General features: G+C 68.7%; 6 protein-coding genes and 1 pseudogene. 2 read left to right on the plus strand and 5 right to left on the minus strand.

What is annotated here, in order from left to right:
• Nucleotide 1 precedes the first annotated feature (1 nt).
• The 3 genes from malQ to ACFWP2_RS25305 form a co-directional block, all read right to left on the minus strand.
• Nucleotides 2-2,140: a 4-alpha-glucanotransferase gene (gene malQ / locus ACFWP2_RS25295; protein WP_380455214.1), complete on the minus strand. Its 2,139-nt coding sequence runs from the start codon at nucleotides 2,138-2,140 to the stop codon at nucleotides 2-4.
• Nucleotides 2,141-3,099: 959 nt separating this feature from the next.
• Nucleotides 3,100-3,555: an SUKH-3 domain-containing protein gene (locus tag ACFWP2_RS25300; protein WP_380455217.1), complete on the minus strand. Its 456-nt coding sequence runs from the start codon at nucleotides 3,553-3,555 to the stop codon at nucleotides 3,100-3,102.
• 308 nt (nucleotides 3,556-3,863) lie between these two features.
• The gene (locus ACFWP2_RS25305) at nucleotides 3,864-4,499 is read right to left on the minus strand and encodes a hypothetical protein (protein ID WP_380455219.1); all 636 of its coding nucleotides are present in this window, start codon (nucleotides 4,497-4,499) and stop codon (nucleotides 3,864-3,866) included.
• A gap of 164 nt (nucleotides 4,500-4,663) precedes the next feature.
• On the opposite strand from ACFWP2_RS25305, the pseudogene ACFWP2_RS25310 reads away from it, so the two are divergent.
• Nucleotides 4,664-5,290, plus strand: a pseudogene (locus ACFWP2_RS25310) (site-specific integrase); the annotation flags it as partial.
• A 106-nt stretch (nucleotides 5,291-5,396) separates the two neighbouring features.
• Here the strand turns inward: ACFWP2_RS25310 and ACFWP2_RS25315 are convergent.
• Together ACFWP2_RS25315 and ACFWP2_RS25320 are read right to left on the minus strand one after the other, a co-directional pair.
• Nucleotides 5,397-5,831: a hypothetical protein gene (locus tag ACFWP2_RS25315; RefSeq protein WP_380455221.1), complete on the minus strand. Its 435-nt coding sequence runs from the start codon at nucleotides 5,829-5,831 to the stop codon at nucleotides 5,397-5,399.
• On the minus strand, nucleotides 5,801-12,730 hold the full coding sequence (locus ACFWP2_RS25320) for an RHS repeat-associated core domain-containing protein (protein WP_380455223.1): 6,930 nt from the start codon (nucleotides 12,728-12,730) through the stop codon (nucleotides 5,801-5,803). The genes ACFWP2_RS25315 and ACFWP2_RS25320 overlap by 31 nt, the downstream gene beginning before the upstream one ends.
• 677 nt (nucleotides 12,731-13,407) lie before the next feature.
• On the opposite strand from ACFWP2_RS25320, the gene ACFWP2_RS25325 reads away from it, so the two are divergent.
• Nucleotides 13,408-17,682, plus strand: a complete 4,275-nt coding sequence (locus ACFWP2_RS25325) for a ricin-type beta-trefoil lectin domain protein (protein ID WP_380455225.1) — start codon at nucleotides 13,408-13,410, stop codon at nucleotides 17,680-17,682.
• The last annotated feature ends 181 nt before the right edge of the window (nucleotides 17,683-17,863 follow it).

Genomic DNA, 17,863 nt, shown 5'->3' on the forward strand with positions numbered 1-17,863 from the left:
CTTATGGACGGGCGCGCGTCGGGGTCCGCCTGACGGAGTCGGGCAGGGCGAGGAGCTGGGCGAGCAGGTCGGCGGCGGGGGCGGTGGCGAGGCGCTCCAGGGTGACCGGGTCGCCGGCGCCGTCGGCGACCGGCAGGCGCCAGTTCGGGTACTGGTCCCAGGTGCCGGGCAGGTTCTGCGGGCGCGGGTCGCCGACCAGGTCCGGCAGCCAGACCCCGACCAGCTCCGCCGGGGTCGCCCGCAGGAAGCGGTACAGCACGGGCATCGTCAGCGGCTCGTCCTCGACGAGCAGCCCGCGCCGGACCAGCTCGGCCCGCCAGTCCGCCAGCTCCGCCGCCGCCTGCTCCTGCTCCTCCCCCAGCGGCCCGGCCAGCAGGCCCAGCCGGTGCCGCAGCTCGACGTGCTCCCCGGAGAGCCGGGCCGCGGTGCTGGGCAGGTCGTGGGTGGTGAGGGTGGCCAGGCAGCCCGGCCGCCAGCGGTCCGGACCGAGGATCGAACCGTCCGCCTGCCAGTCCCGCTCGAACCAGAGCACCGAGGTGCCGAGCACCCCGCGCGCCGCCAGCTGCTCCCGCACGCCCGGCTCCACCGTGCCGAGGTCCTCGCCGATCACCGCCGTACCGGCCCGGTGCGCCTCCAGCGCCAGCACGCCCAGCATCGCCTCCGCGTCGTAGCGCACGTACACGCCCTCGGTCGGGGCGTGCCCCCGCGGGATCCACCAGAGCCGGAACAGGCCCATCACGTGGTCGAGGCGCAGGGCCCCCGCGTGCCGGGCGGTGGCCCGCAGCAGCTCCGCGAACGGGGCGTAGCCGGCCTCGGCGAGCGCGTCCGGGCGCCAGGGCGGCAGGCCCCAGTCCTGGCCGTGGGCGTTGAAGGCGTCCGGCGGGGCGCCCACCGAGATGCCGCCGGCCAGCACGTCCTGCAGCGCCCAGGCGTCCGCGCCGTCCGGGTGGACGCCGACGGCCAGGTCGTGGATCAGGCCGACCGGCATGCCCGCCCCGCGGGCCGCCCGCTGGGCGTGGGCGAGCTGCTGGTCGACCTGCCAGGCGAGCCAGCGGTGGAACTCGACCCGCTCCGCGAGCTCCTTCTCCGCCTGCTCGACCTGTGGGCCGTCCGGGTGACGCAGGCCCTTCGGCCAGTGCTGCCGGTCGGTGCCGTGCTCCTCGGCCAGGGCGTTCCACAGCGCGTGCCGGCGCAGCCACTCGCCCTCGCGCCGGCGGTACGCCTCGTACTCGGCCTGGCGCCCGGGGCCGCGCGGCACCTCGTACAGCAGCTCCAGCGCCTCGCGCTTGAGCCGCCACACGGCGTCCCGGTCGATCAGGGCGTCGTGGACGAGCACCTCCTCGCGCAGCCGGGCCGCGCGGCGGGTCACCTCCTCGGCCCTCCGTCGTTGCTCCGCCGTCAGGTACGCGTACTCGGGGACGTCCTCGACCCGCAGGTGCACCGGGTCGGCGAAGCGGCGCGAGGACGGGCGGTACGGGGAGGGGTCGGAGGGGGCGCCGGGCAGCGCTTGGTGCAGCGGGTTGATCTGCACGAAGCCCGCGCCGAGACCGGCCCCCGCCCACCGGGCCAGCTCGACGAGGTCCCCGAGGTCGCCCATGCCCCAGGAGCGCTCCGACAGCACCGAGTACAGCTGGGCGAGGAACCCCCAGCTGCGGCCCGGCAGTTGAGGCAGCCGCTCGGGGGCGACGACCAGCGCGGCCCTCGCCGTCCGGTCGCCGCTCTCCGCCAGGAGCACGTGGCGGCCCAGCGGCAGGTCCCCCGGCACCCAGTGCGAGTGCCCCCGGGGCAGCTCCCAACTCCCGCCGTCCTCCAGCTCCACCCGCAGCCGGGCGTCCGCCGGCACGTCCAGCGCCGTCCGCCTCCCCTGCCGCACCACCACGCACGGCGGCAGCAACCGGGCCGGCTGCTCGACCCGGTGACGCTCCAACGCCTCCCGCGCCTCCTGCGGCGTCCCGGCCGCCACCCCCATCGCCCCCAGCACCGCGACCAGCGTCCGCGCCCCCACCGTCTGCCCGCCCGGCCCCGGGTACCCGGTGTCCACCCCGTACGCCTGCGCCAGCGCCACCAGTTCGGCGGGCGGCGGCGGAGCATCCTGCGCCGGCACCTGCTCGGCTCCGTCACTGTCGTGGTAAGCGGCCACTCGCGGCTCCTGCGATGTCTCGGCGACGCCCGGTCAGAACAGCCACAGTCCTACCCGCGTGACACCACGATCACCCAGCGCGACACAGCGTCAAGTCGGGCGGACGTGATGAGGGGCCCGGCTCGACAGCCGAACCAGACCTGCGCGCCCCGTCAGCGCCCGATGAACCAGTCGGTCCGACACAACGCGGAATCGGCCGGCCCTCCGCGAGTGCGCAGCCCGACGACACCAGCTGGAGTCAGGAACACGGTGGAGGCCTGCTGGCAAGACGGGCCCACCACGGTCCGCTCGAAGAACTCGTACACCCACTCGCCACAGCGGTCGGCGGCGGCCCGGCGCTGGCACCGGACACGCCCCCTCAGTAACCAGGGCCGTCGCAGCCGAACACCCGGATGATGTCCGTCCCCATCCCGCCCGAACCGAACGCCACCGGGATCTTGCGCCTGAGTTCCACCCTGAACACCCGGCCAAGGACTGGGCTTCTCCGCCGAGTTGTCGGACGCTCCCATGAAACGCTCACATGCCGTCGTCCAGTAGCCCAATGACGTTGCATGGAAGGCCTAAACCTGCAAGCCCTTCCTGGCGATCACCGCCAAGAGGACGCTGGACACCGACTTGTTGAGCTCGAAGTCGACCCCCGGACCCTGCGGAAGCCTGAGGCCCCGAGGTTCATGACCTCCATCCCCGCCAGCCCTCCCAGCTCCTTGCCATCAGTGCGGCCAGCACGATTAGGAGGTTCGGCAGGGTGAAAATCCGGCACTACACCCCCTTCGGGCGACGAATAAATTCCCAATCAGGCCTTCAATCACGATGCCGAGCTTTCCCCTCCAGGCGCCGCGCGAAAGATATGGGACTCGACGCCTCCTTCACGCCTCAATAACTTCATCCAAATTGATCGATCATCAAATCCCACACCCCTCATTCACCAGCCTGACAATCACCAAGAACCTGACACTCGCTCACGTTTTAATGACCACCGGCCTCCGCCCCGAATAGAGAAGGTTCCAAAATTCTTGAAGCGAGTTGCCATACCTGCCAAGATACGGACTGCTCCCGCCATAGACTGCGCCATCCTCGCCAAGAAATATCAGAATCCCGCCACCCATCAAGCCAATCGGGGTCAGTTTTTGGCCAGCCGCAGGTTCGTATTCGTTAACCAGCACGGGGATATAGGTCCTAGCAACCGCCCCGACCGGGTCAATTTCCGTTAGATCCTCAGCCTCCTTACTCCAGTGATGCGGGTGCCTTACCTTCAAGGAGAAGAACTCCCTAACAGCTTCCACCGCCTCGGAGCCCGGAGAGCGATCGATATCCCTCCAAGCCCGCAGAGAGCTGTCGATCGATACCCTCCTCCCGGCAAACCAGCCGCTTTTCTGCAGGCCCGCCATGGCCAGCACCGTCAGTTCGCCCATCATCGCTCCCAGCGAATTAAGAAATATCCTGCGATTGGCGAGGTGGCGAGCCCCCGCTTCCCAGACGCTCGCCACCTCTCGACCGATTCACCTCATTGACTCGCCCTGGCTCCGCCTCCAATAACGACACTGAGGCACTGCTTGCAAGCGGCGGAAATATCTCCAGACTGTCGATAAATTACCGCATGTTCAACATTAGTCAATCGAGCCAGATCATCCGTCGGGGCTCCACTCAGGGCGCCGTTACAGGCCCGAACCTCTGCGCAGTTATTCCATGCCCAAACTTCTTGCCCTCGAGCCAGGTGAGAACGCTAAACCAGCGCATCCTCACAGAAAGGATCACCATGCGACGGGCCACTATATCCGATTGAAAACTCGCCGGGCTGCCCATCGCCTCTGTCGACCAGCCGCGCTGCGGATACTTTTTCAACATCGGCCGGCGCTGACCTTGCCGCTTGTCTGGCAGCACTCAGACACTCATCTCCATTTGTGTTATGGACGAGAACCGGAGTAGCGCCTGCCACTACATAATACGTGTGATACGCGCCCCCTCTCCGCCTGCTTTGTCGCAGGTCAACGGTGATTTGACGGTCCGTCGGTGCTCGTGGATGTGCGCCGAAGTCCGTGGTTGTTGCCGTCGCTATTGCCGTCAGAGGTGTAGACCAGCCGTGCTGTCTTCGGCCGCGCGCGTGATCCTGCTGCCAAGCTCCGGGCTCGGCGCGGACGACGGTGCGGGTGGTCTGCTCGGACGACTGGTGACCGGTCTGCACCCAGTGTCCGGCGATCCAGCGCGTCAGCTCCTCGGGGGTGTGCAGTTCGCCGGAGGCGGCAGCGCAGTTCCGTTCTTCGCCGGTGACGCAGACCGCCTCGAAGGTCGGCAGCGCCATGGGGTCGGTCACGGTGGTCACGTGGTACTCGCGGAAGCGGTAGCGGGTGGCCTTGCCCATCAGCCTTCCCCGTTCCCATCAAGGGGGCTGGCGTTCGCAGGTTCACCCTCCTCAGCCACCTCCTCCTGCGGCGCCGGGATGCGCTCTCCGTGCGACGCGGCGACCCTGAGCGCGTCCGACAGGGCCTCGGTCAGCCGGCAGGCGAGCCAGCGGTATTCGATGGCCGACTGCGCCTTGTGTTTGAGCTCGCCCTTCGCACCGGACTCCGCAAGGGCGAACTCCTCGGCCTGCGCTGGGAAGACCTCGACCTCGACGCCGGCACCGCCAGCATCCGCCGCACCCTCCAGCGCACCCGCACCGGCGGCCTCACCACCCTGCCGACCAAGACCATCAGCTCGGAACGCCGCATCGCCCTCCCGTCCACCTGCGTCACTTCTCTCCGCGCGCACCGTGACCGGCAGGCCCAGGAGAAGCAGCAGACCGGCACAGAGTGGGCGGACACCGGCCTTGTCTTCACTCGCCCGGACGGCCATCCCATTGAACCCGCCACCCTCACGCGGCACTTCAACGCGATGCTCCGCCGCTCTCGCCTGCGGGCGATCCGGTTCCACGACCTGAGGCACTCGACCGCGACACTCCTCCTGGAACAGGGCGTCGAACTCGTCGTCATCAAGGAGCTACTGGGTCACGCCCACATCGGCGTCACCGCGACCGTGTACGCCCACGTCCGCCTCCGCCTCCAGCGCCAGGCCATCGACCTCCTCAGCCGCGCCCTGCACACCCCGTCGGAGGTCACCTCCGCGCCCGACGACGGCGACGACCCGCCGCCCTGTGCAGCACCCGTCCACTGACGTTGCCGTCAACTACTGCCGTCAAGACCCACAGAAGCCCCGCCAGAATTGTTTCTGGCGGGGCTTCACGTATTTAACCGTGGCGTCTCAACTGATCGATATCAGTCTAAACTCCACCGGATGCTAGCCATTGCGAATGCCAGGCGAGCTGCTCATCAACGGTGCAGACTTCCTTCTCCTCTGCTGGCTCAAAGATATCGACAACCGGTGGCCGATCTGCAGTCCGGGGAATCTTCAGCGCGTACGCTCGGCGCCCTATTGTCGCCTGACGCAGCATAGGCGATGGAAAAACATTCCGGCGCGCGCCATTGCACACCAGCAGCAAACCAGAAGGCTCGATCCTCCTGCGCGCAGCCGACAGTGCTTCAAAAAGGTCGGAACCATCTCCGGAAATAACCTCTCCGGATTCGAACACCACCTCCACGAAGCAGGTGCCATCCGAAGCAAAGCGCACTCGGACGGGTTGGACCGCGCCCCCGCCTGCCACCGTCAACTCGACTTCAGTCCAAATCATGGGCGAAACCTCGGATTCGGAGTCCATTCTCCAAGATGGTTCCAGACGCCTTCAATATCGTGCGGATGGATTTTTCCAGCCACTGCGATCTCCTCTTCCCAGGGATAAGGCGAGCTGTCACCAAAGTGAACGTTCACGTCGATACCACTACCGCGAACCTTATAGATGTGAGTCTCATCGCCCATATAAGTATCTTCGGCAAACCCCTCCGCTGCCTCTCGCGTCCTTGACGTTGAGATGAACCCACTGTCCGGCCTGTTTTCGTGGACATGCTGATTAATATCCAGGTTGTTACCCTTGGGCTCGAACCCGTTGGTGAATATCTCGTCAGGCCCGCGCGTATCGGCTCGATACACCGAATTGCAGTTGTGAACCAGGACCGGCGTGGCGCCTGCGAGCACGTAGTACGTGTGGAGGAGGTTGACGGTGAGGTTGTGGGTGGTGACGGCGTAGGGGTAGTTGCGGACGGACTGGATGGTGAGGGTGGTGCCGTCGGGCTGGCGGAGCTGTTCGCCGGGGGTGAGTTCGCCGGCGTCGACCCACTGCTGGCGGGTCTCGCTCCAGTAAGGGTGGTGATAGGTGGAGGTGATCTTCGCCTGGTCGTTGGCCGGCGGGCCTCGGGGGCTGGTGTCGTCGGTGAAGGTGAGGTCGGTGAAGTCCTTGTCGTCGGGGGTGGTGATGGTGGTGGTGACGGTCTCGGGACGGGTTTCGCCGGTCTGCGGGTCGGTTGCCATGACGACGTCGCCGTCACGGACATCACCGATGGGCTTGGCGCTACCGTCCGCCATCAGAACCAGGGTCGTGGCCGGGAAGCTGTTGCACTTCTCGAGGCTGGGCGCGTCGGCATCAGCCCTGGCCGGCTTGGGCTCTACGCCTGCCGCATCGGTTGCTGTTTGTTTTGCCGCTTTTTCTTCTGCCGCCTTGGCTGCTGCCTTTTCAGCTGCCCTGGCTTCGGCTGCTGCCGTCTTGGCGGTGACGAGGGCGGCTTCGGCCTCCTTTGCGGCACGTTCGCCGGAGCGAATGACGGTGTAGAGCTTCTCGATCTCCTTGTAGATCTTGAGTGCCTGGATTCCGGCCTTGACGACCTTGGCGATTTTGCCCCAGGGCACCACATTGAGGGCCGTGTTGATGCAGCCCATCACGTCGCCCTTGGTGAAGCAGTCGCGGGCGTCGTTGAAGCCGATCAGGTCGCCGACGATGTCGACCACCTTGTGCACAAGCTCGTCACGCTTCCGCTTGTTGACACGGACGACGTGGTCCGCCTCTTCAACGGCCTTCTGGGCGGTCTGCTCCTCTGCTGTGGGCTTCTCCACGACCTCCACCTGGGTGGTAGCACCATGGGAGTCCGTGTGCCAGCCAGCGCACTCACCGGCCTGGTCGCAGTCGAGGCGCAGGCCGTTGGCGTCCGACTTGTTGATCGGGCTGTTGTTGGCGTACGCGTAGGCGTTCCACTGCTGGGGGTCTTCGGGAACCGTGATGGGGTCGGGGCTGATGAAGCGGCCCGTCTTGGGGTCGTACTCGCGGGCACCGAGGAGGGTGAAGCCGGTCGACTTCTCCTTGGTGCCGCCGACGAAGCCCTTGTCCCCGGCCCAGACACCCGCCGTCGGCTGGGTGCCGCGCTCGTTGCCGAACGGGTCAGTGGGGCGGCGGACATGAGCGAGGGTCGTCGCGTCGAACTGGACGCCGTTGGTGCCGTGCGGGTCCGCGCCCTGGTACGCCAGCTTGGACGTTCCGTTGGTGGTGGTGCGTGTGATGGAGAGACCGTTGGGCGCCGCGTAACTGCGGACGTTGGTGACGACCTTGGTGGTGGTGTCCAGGGTGATCTGGTCGGCGCCCAGGTTGAGCGTGGTCTTGCCTGGGTCGCGACGGATCAGCTGGTTGCCCGACACGTCGTACAGGTAGCTCGTCGCGCCACTCTCGCCAGTGCCGGTGATCTGGTCGAGCTTGCCCTGGGCGTTCCAGGTCAGTGTCCGGGTGCCCGGGGTGTCGGTGATCGAGGTGGTGTTGCCCGCCGCGTCGTAGGTGTACGAGGTCAGCGCGGTGCCGGCCGGGCCGGTCTGGGTGGACTTCATCAGCGCGTGCGGACCGCCCGTGCCGCCGCCCGTCTTCGGGTCGGAGGACGGGGTGTTGGGGCCGGTGCCGAAGGTCTGGGTGGTGGTGACGTCCTTGTTCGCGTCGCCGGTGACGTCCTTCTGGACCAGCTTCGTCCGGTTGCCGATGAGGTCGTACTCGTACTGCTGCCAGTACGGAGCCGGGCCTCCGACGCTCGGCTTGCCGCCGCTCACCGACGGACCGTCGGGGTTGGTGCAGGTACCGACCCCGGGAACGCTCGGCTGCGGCTTGGTGGTCTGGGTACCGGTGTCGGTCCAGGCCTGGGTGAGCCTCCCGAGGTAGTCGTGGGTGAAGCACTGCAGGTCGGCGACCTGGCCGTCCTGCGCGTTGCGGGCCGAGGTGACCTGGCCCAGCGGGTTGTAGGTGTAGTCGACCGAGTCGATGTGCGCCGTCTCGGCGGTCTGCTTGTCCAGGATCGAGCGCGTCACCCGGCCGGTGGCGTCGTCGATCACCATCGTGGCGACGACCTGCGCACCGGCGCGGCCCACCGTGGTGCGGTACGGCCGGCCGTACGGGTCGTAGCGGACGTCGGCCACGAAGGTCGTGGACTCGGCCCCGAACGAGCTGGACACGGCCGCGAACTGGCCCATGGTGTCCGTGGCGAAGGTCAGTTCCTCCTGCCCCATGCCGGCCACGTCCGGCAGCAGCGTCTTCTTCAGCCGCCCGGCGCTGTCGTAGGTGTTGCTGGTCTGATAGATGCCGGCGAGGTCCTTCTCCACGGCCGGGATGGTGGTCTTGGTGCCGAGCTCGCGGTATCCGACGTCGTAGCCGGTGATCTCCGACGTGTAGGCAGCACCGTTCACGTAACGGGTCGAGGAGGTCGGCTTGCCCTTGGCGAGGGTGTCGTAGGTCCAGGCGGCGACCTGCTTGGTCGGGTCGATCGCCGTGCCCTCGTAGGCCGCGATGTTGCGGCCGAGCAGGTCGGTGACGCTGGTGGCGCTCTTGCCGCGGGAGTCCGTGACGGTGATGAGGTTCTTGCTGTCGTCGTACGTCGTCGCCCCGACGCCCGAGTCCGGGTCGGAGGACTTCACCGGGCGGCCCAGCAGGTCGTACTCGTACGTCCACTGGTTACCAGCCGCGTCCTTGCGCCAGGCCTCCTTGCCCTCTGGCGTATAGCCGTAGGTGGTCTCGTCGTACGCACCGGTCGGGGTGTTGGCCTTGTACTGGCGCAGGGCGATGGTCTGACCGCGGGCGTCCGACACCGTCGCAGACGCGTAGCCGCCGGTCGGTGGGCTGATGCGGACCTCATCGGCGCCGACGTAGTCCGTGTGGGTGCGCCACTGCTCGACGCCGTACGACTGGAAGACCGAGTCGGTCACCCGGCCCATGCCGTCGAACTTCCGGACAGTCTGGGACGGGATCTTGCTGTCCGGTTCCACACCTCCGTTGGGCAGGAAGAGCTGACCGCTGGGCGGCGCCTGGTCGTTATAGTAGGCGGCGCTGGTCTTGATCTGCCAGCCGTGCGAGTCGAACAGCGCGTCGGTGATCATGCGGCCGGTGGCACCCGAGGGGGTACTGGCCTGGGTCTGGCGGACCCGGCCGAGGCCGTCGTAGATGGTGAAACTGGAGGTGTACGTCTTCAGGTCGCCCATCAGGGCCTGGCTGAGGACCTGCGAGGGCGTGTTGGAGCTGTTCACCGAGTACGAGAACTTGCGGTTGGGACGGTCCGGGAAGTTGGCCCGCTCGTTGCCGGGGCTCCAGCCCGCCACGGCGCGGCCGAGGGAGTCGAATTCCTGCTCGCTGATCCGGCCGTTCTCGTCCTTGATCCTGAGCGCCGAGCCGCGTCCCACATCGAGGGTGCTGACGGACTGCCAGCCCATCGGGTTGGTGTGGGTGATCTGGGTGGGCAGCTGCCCGGTGGCCGGCGAGTAGGCCGTCTTGGTCTCGGCGCCGGTCTGGTGGGTGGCGTCGGTGCGGGTCGGATCGACGGTGCTGACGACCCGGCCGTAGGCGTCGAAGCTCGCTCGGGCGGTGGTCCGGTAGACGGGCTTGCCTGCCGCGTCGTAGCGCTCCAGGACTTCGTTCGAGGTCTGCTCGGACTTCGCTCCGGACTGTCCGAGCGCCAGGCCGTCGAAGTAGTTCCGGGTGTCGGCGACCGTGTTGCCCTTGGTCGCGGTCTGGCCGCAGGCGCCCTTGAGAACGAGGGTGCGCGAGGCCAGCTGCGTCGGTGCTCCACCGGGGCCGGTGGCGTACTCGAAGGAGGTGCAGAGCAGCTGCTCGGGGTGGGCCAGGTCGCCGTTGTCGACCACCGTCAGCGGACGGGCGAACGACGTCGAGTCGTACGTGGTGGAACGCTCGCGGGTGCGCCAGCTGCCGTTGGCCAGCTTCTCGCGGTTGGTCACCTTCAGGGCGTTGACGGCCCGGGCGGTGATCGCGGGCATGCCGCCGGACTGGTTGCGGGTGGCCGTGATCGGACCGAGCCACGGCTCGGAGACCACGGTGGACAGCACCTCGCCGTTGTCACCGGTGTAGTTGGCCGAGTCGCGGATGAAGCCGGCCAGGACGTTCTCGTCCTTGATGGTGCCGCCGTGGACGTCCGCCACGGACACCTGGCGGGTTGTGCCGTTGGCGAGGACGTCACCGTCCATGCCGCGCAGGAAGGTGGCGACCGACTTGGTGCGGGGGGCCTCGACGTCGCTGCCGCTGCCAGAACGGGTGGTCACCGTCGCGTACCCGCGGAACTGGTCCCAGGTGCGGGTCTTGGCGTTGGCCATCTCGGAGTCGTTGCGGTGCCAGGCCGCGCCGCCGCCGTACTCGTAGGTGGTGACGACCGCGGGCTGACCGCCGGCGACCGTGTCCTCCTGGGTGACCGACTGCACGATGATCTTGTTGAACCAGTCGTTGACCGGGTCCGGCGCGCTCTGCCCGGGCAGGTACCACTTGACCGGCATGCAGGCCATCGTGTTGCCGTCCTCGGACCCCGGCATCTTCCCGCCGGCCTCGCGCGAGCATTCGGCGGGCCGGTAGACGACGTTGATCAGGCCACCGGTCTCCGTGGTGATCTTCTGGATCCGCGGGCGCTTGTACGGCTCGATCGAGGCCGAGGTGCCGTCCGGCTGGACGATCTGGCCCGCGACGCGGTTGGCGATCTGCAGCGGCTGGAAGTACACGGCCGGCAGGGTGATGGGCGTGCGGTTGTTGGTGCCGGTGCGCTGGATCGAGTCCAGCCAGAGCGACGGCGAGGTGCCGTCACCCGGGTCCTGGAAGGACTGGTTGAGGGCGTAGGAGTCGACCGACCGGTATGTGGCGCCGTCCCAGACCTCGGTGTCGACCTTCGTCAGGCGCTTGGTGGTCCAGAAGGTCGGCGAGTAGACGGTGCAGTCACCGGTCGCGTCGCAGTTCTGGTCGATCGGGGTGTCCGGCCAGCGCTTGGCGTTGGCCTTGGTCCGCAGGGACGGGTCGCAGCTGAAGTCCTTGTCCGGCAGGCAGCGCTCCGCGGTGCGGAACCACAGCTGGGCGGCCGGGTTGGCCTTGCCCTTGGCGGCGATCTGGTCGGGCAGGCGCTGGCCGTAGCCGACCCAGGTCGGGTAGCTCGCCCGCTGGTACTGGGTCCGGGTGCCGTTGCCGTTGTTCTGGCCGCCGCCCCGGGCGTAGTGGTTCTGCTCCTGGTCGTACCGGTAGGTGATCAGGTTCTGGTGCGGGTCGACGACGTAGTCCAGCGACCACTGCCAGCCCATCTGGTTCCAGCTGCCGGTGGCCGGGGATCCGTCCTTCAGGCACGGGTCCTGGCCGCCCGGCCAGTAGATCGGCACGGTGGAGACCGAGTTGCTGGCCTGGTCCGTGCCGTCGCCACCGGGCAGGTGGTTGACGCCGAAGTAGTACTGGGTGCCCTCGGTGGTGGTGATCCGCCAGGCCTCGCCGTTCCAGGCGCCGTTGTTCTGGCCGGTCAGCCGCTCGACCTTGGTGCCGTCCTCGCCCTGCAGGTGCCACTCGCAGGACTTGTCGTCCTTGACCAGCTGGCCCGCGTGGCCCGCGAGCGAGAGCTGGAGCAGGTCGCCGCCCCAGCACTGGTCGCCCGACTTGTCGATCCCGGCGTCCTTGCAGCTCTTGTAGGCGCGGACGATGGAACCCGGCTGCCAGTCCCAGCCCTCGCCGATCCAGGACGGCTGGGCGTTGGTGGAGGCGGTCTTGCCGTCCACCGCGGAGGAGTCGTAGCCGAACGAGACGTCGGGAGCCGGGCCCGCCAGCGCGGAGGGCAGCTCGGCGGTGTAGCCGTAGGTGAAGTTGCCGGCGTTGGAACCGGCCTGCCAGGAGGCGGACGGGGTGATCGGCGAGGCGGTGAAGTCACCGCCGCTGCCCTTGGCGTCCGCCTCGACGGCGAGCGCCACCGTGGGAGAGGCGGCGGCCGGGCTCCCCGAGGCGCCTGCGGCGAAGGCCTTGGCGGCGGTGGGAGTGGTCAGCTGCGGAACGTCGACCTCGGCCACCAGACGGCCGGTCGAACCGTCCCGGTGCGACGGCACCGGGGTGCGCGTGCCGCAGCCCGCGGCCCCCGGGGTCGTCAGCGCGCAGCTGGGCAGCTGGACGATCCGGGCCCGCGAGGCCCAGTTGGCCCCGGCGTTCTTCGCCCAGGACTGGATGTCGATCCCGACCTGGACCCGACCGGCCTGAGCACCCTCACCGGTGTCGGTGACGCCCAGCAGGGCGCCGTTCACACCTGCGGCGTTGGTCCGGGCCTGGTCGGCCAGTTCGATCTGGAGTGCCGGGGATTGGGGCGCCGACGTGGTCTCCCGGGCCTCCGGTGCCGCGAGGGCGGCCGGCTTCGCGCCGGGTGCCGGGGCGACCCAGACCGGCAGCGAACCGGCCTGCACGGGCACGGCGGTCGGCGTCGCGTCAGCCGCCGACGGCGCCAAGGCGGCACCGGCGCTGGCACCGGCTCCGCCGAGGACGGCGGTGGCTCGGCCGGCCGGCGGGCTGGAGTCAGCCGGCGGCGACCACTTCTTTCCGGGGTCCGGCGTGTGGCCGGCGGGCTTGCCGTCGGCACCCTTCACCGGCTGGGTGTTCGGAACCGGCGTATTCGGTGGCACCCACACCTCGGGTGGGGCGGCCGCTTGGGCGACCGCCTCCACCGAAGGGAGTGTCACCACGGACATGGTGACGGCCAGAGCCGCCACCACGGCCACCCGCAAACTTCGCGGACGGGTGAACAGGCGGACAGGACGAGACAACTGATCCCCCCACAGATTGTCGAAGCTCGAATCGGGCCGACCGGACCGGCCCGGGCCCCCGGCACCTTAGGCGCACACGACCGATCAAAAGTGGGAAAGAAGTAAAAGATCATCATGTGACCAGCGTCACTCGAAGAGCAATGTGCCACCACCCGCGACAACTCGGGCACCTTGTCGTCAAAACGCTTTGACAGCGAAGCAAACGTGAAGGCAGCGTGCGACCGATCTCTGCTCACATCACCAATGACGAGGGGGTCTTCATGTCGAGGTCACGTCCTCCATCTCCGTCCTTTCCGACACGACCTGAGGGAATCCGGACATTCCGAGTGGCTCTCCTGCCGCTCGCCTGCACGGCCGTCCTCTCCCTCGGCGCCGGACTGCTGGCGGTACCCGGAATCGCGGCGGCGGCTCCCGCCGACCGCAACCACGGTCCCGCCGACGCCTCCTGGCCCGCGCCTCCGGCCAAGGGGCAGCCCGACTCGCGCTCGGCGCGGACCGAGGCGATACTCGCCGCCCAGGCAAGGGCGAAGAGCACCGGGAAGCCCGTCGTGGTCGACACCATGACCACGGGCGGCAGCCAGACCACGGCCAATCCGGACGGCACGCTGACCACCGACTCCTCCCCCGTCGTGGAGCGGGTCAAGAACGCCGACGGGACCTGGCGCGCCGTCGACGCGACGCTGCGGACCAACCCTGACGGCACGGTCGCACCCACCGCCGTGCCCTCCGGCCTCACCTTCTCCGGCGGCGGCAGCGGACCGCTGGCCACCATGGCCACGGCCGACGGCAAGAAGCTGTCGATCAAGGCGCCGTTCGCCCTGCCGAAGCCCGAACTCGCCGGCAGCAGCGCCCTCTACCGCTCCGTCCTGCCGGACGTCGACCTGGAACTGAGCGCCACCCCCGCCGGTGGCTGGCGCCAGGTCCTGATCGTGCACACAGCACAAGCGGCGGCCGACCCCAAGGTCACGAAGCTGCACCTCGACACGACCGTCGACGGACTGACCGTCAAGGCGGACGCCAACGGCAACCTGTCGGCCGAGGACGCCTCCGGCAAGGCCCGCTTCACCGCTCCGGCACCCGTCATGTGGGACTCGTCCACGGCTCCGGCCGCACAGCCCAAGGCCGCCGCCGCGCCCGTAGCGGGCGGTGATTCGGAAGCGGCCGGGTCCGACAGCAAGGCCCCCGGGCCCGGTGCCCGGACCGCGCCGATCGCCACCACCGTCAGCGGCGGCGGCATCGACCTGGTGCCGGACGCCTCGCTCCTCGGCCAGGGCACCGGCCCCTGGTTCATCGACCCGGGCTGGAACCCCAGCGTCGACAACGGCACCCAGGCCTGGGCCCAGGTGCAGTCCGCCTACCCGGAGACGATGGAGTACAACGGCACGCAGCTCGGCCAGGACACGCCTGCGGCCGGCTACTGCGGCTACATCGACACGAGGAACCGCTGCGAGAAGGAAGGCAAGGAACGCGCCTACTTCCAGGTCGGTCTGAACTCGGCGTTCTGGGACTCGACCGTCCTCACCGCCAAGCTGTACGCCACCGTCGCGCAGTCGTCCAGCCCCTCGACCTCCACTCCGATGGGCGTCTACTCGACCGGGTCGGCCAACAGCAACCCGATCAACCAGTGGACGCGCTGGAACGCCCAGCCCTGCCCCCAGCCGTCGAACTGCTCCAAGGTCGGCATGAACTGGATCATGGGTGAAGGCGGCAAGGAGTTCGACGTCCAGAGCCAGATGGTCCAGGCCGCCCGCGAGCACTGGGACGGCTGGACCTTCATGTTCGCGCCCGACGACGAGGGCAACAAGTACTACCGTCAGCGGTTCGCCAACAACCCGCACGTCGTCGTGACGTACGACTTCCAGCCCCACATCGGCGACCCCGGGACCAACCCGCCGCCGGGCTTCGCCCGTGACGCGGTGTCCGACAAGTGCCAGACCCCCGGCACCGCCAATCCGTGGGACAACCCGGGCTGGGTCGGGATCAACACCGACATCGGTCTGAGCGTGGACACCTGGTCACCGACCGGCGAGCAGCTCTGGACCTCGTTCAAGATCTGGGACGACGACGACAACGGGTCCTCGAAGCTCTACGAGACCGGCTGGGCCGCGAGTTCGGGCCGCAAGTACGCGAGCGTCGGGTCGCTGACCGACGGCCACCAGTACGGCTGGTTCGCCGCCACCACCGACGGCACGCTCACCAGCGACAACAGCCGGATGTGCTTCCTGCGCATCGACCGGACCCCGCCGACCGCCCGCGTCACCTCGACGGACTTCCCCGAGTCGGGCACCCTGGGCGGGCACCCCAAGCGCGTCGGCGAGGAGGGCGTCTTCACCCTGACCGGCACCGACCCGGCCCCGGCCACCGGTGGCCGCTCCTCCGGCCTGGCCTGCGCCCGCTGGACCAACGACCCGATCCAGGCCGCGGCCACCGGCTGGAACTGCAACGACGGCGGCAATGTCGTCAAGATGAGCGGCGACGGCAGCTTCCAGCTGAAGTACACCGCCAACCACTGGGGGACCAACTTCCTCTACCTGCAGACCCAGGACAACGCCGGCAACATGTCCCAGCCGGTCGCGTACACCTTCTTCGTGCCCAGCAACCCGAACGCCGGTCCCCCGGTCATGGGCGACATCGACGGCGACCTGAAGGCCGACATCCTCCTGCCCGACGGCTCCGGCTCACTCCGCGTGATCGGCGCGAGTACTGATCCGTACGCGGCTCCGAGCGCCAAGCCGGCCTCCGCCCCCGGCTCCACCGACTGGAGCACGGTCCAGATCACCCACCGGGGCTCCCTCAGCGAGCGGAACGTCGACGACCTGATCGCGCACGTTCCGGGCGCGGCCGAGCTGTACCTGTACGCCAATGACGGCAACACCACCACCCTCGACAATCAGAGCGGGGTGCCGCTCACGAAGCCCGACTCCTGCTACACCCCCGACTACGTGCCGACCACCTGTGGCCGGCCGGACTGGTCGGGAGTCACCCAGATCGCGGCCTTCGGATCGCCCTACGACGACAACCCGCGCGACCCCGGCACGGGGCAGCTCGGCCTTCCCCGCACCTCACTCCTCTACGTCGAGGCCGGCCAGCTGTGGCTCGCGACGTCGTCCAGCGCCAAGACCCTCGACGGGCCGGCCTACCTGTTGTCGCCGGACCACAACTGGGACTTCTACGACCTGATCACCCCCGGTCCGGCCAAGGGCACGAACATCCCGACGGTCTGGGGCCGGTCCAAGGGCGACGGAACCATTCACGCCTACCAGCTGGCCAAGGGCAGTGCCTCGAGGAAGTACGACGCCTCGGCGTTCGCCACCCCGACCAGCGGTTGGCTCGCCAACGGCGTCGACGCCAAGCTCTACCCGAAGGTGGGCTCAAACGGTGACGTCACCGGTGACGGCATCCCCGACCTCTGGGCCGTGGACACTAGCAACCAGCTGGTCGCCTGGGCCGGCACCGGTACTCCGAAGGACAAGAACACCGCCACCAGCGGCCCGACGGTGACCGGCCTGGAGAAGTCCCCGGTCGCGCTCGGCAACCTCAACCGCCCCGCCGGCAACTGGCTGGCCGCGCACGACGGCACCAACACCGTCCGCGACGGCCAGAAGCGCGCCGACGGGTGGGCCACGAACGTCGGCTGGGGCCCGGATACCGTGGACGGCCGGCCGGCCACCGTGGGCTACTTCAACCCCGGCGCCGGCTCGAACGTCACCATGGCGGGGCCGGTGGTCGACACCCGCAAGAGCTTCACCGTCTCCACCTGGGCCTTGTCCGGATCGGTCGGCGGCGTGGTCGCCAGCCAGGACACCGGGCACAGCAGCAACTTCCTGCTCTACAGCGACGGCTTGGGTAGGAACTGGCACTTCGCCCTGGCGTACGCGGACGACGACACCTGGTCGTACGACTTCACCGACACCCAGAACGCCTCCGCCCAGACCCGGCCCGGTGTCTGGACCCGGCTGACCGCCTCCTACAACGCCGACACCGGGGCGATGGCGCTCTACGTCGACGGTGTCCTGGCGGGCACCAAGGTGCACCGGGCGAGCACCAGCCCGGCGTCCTCGGGACCGTTCACCCTGGGTCGGTACAAGTACCAGTCCAAGGCGTCCACCAGCTTCGACGGAGCCATCGGCAGCACCGCCGTCTACCCGTTCGCGGTGGCCCCGACCGCACCGGGCGCCACCAGCGTCGTGCGCTCGGGCGTCGACGCGGGCATGTGCGTCGACGACGTCAACGCGAGCACCGCCAACGGCAACCCGATCATGCTGGTGAACTGCAACGGGACCGAGGCGCAGCAGCTCGCGTTCGGGAACGACGGCACCGTCCGGGTCAAGGGCGGGTGCGTCGCCACGGTGAACGCCGGCACGGCCGACGGCACGCAGCTGGAGTACCACACCTGCGACGGCACGACGGCGCAGAAGTGGATCCCGCTCGCGAACGGCGCGCTGTTCCACCCCGCCTCCGGTAAGTGCTTCGAGCTCCCCGGCGGGCCGGCGGCCAACGGCACCCGGCTCCAGATCGCGGGCTGCGGCTACGGGGCGAACCAGCAGTGGGACATGCCGACGCTGAAGTCGGCCGTGCTGCCCGCTCCGCCGCGCTCCTGACCTCCGGGTCCTGAGTGGGCACCAGGGCCCGCGTCGCCGATCGGCGGCGCGGGCCCGACGCGTTCCCGGGACGCTCGCGGAGGGGGATGAAGCAGGGCAATCCAGGCGTAGCTGTCGGTGACATTGACACCGGATTGGCCAGCTGGTGGGGTTGCCGAGGATGTGGTTCCGGCCTGGCGAG

This window comes from Kitasatospora sp. NPDC058444 (assembly GCF_042721415.1).
Lineage (GTDB): Bacteria > Actinomycetota > Actinomycetes > Streptomycetales > Streptomycetaceae > Kitasatospora.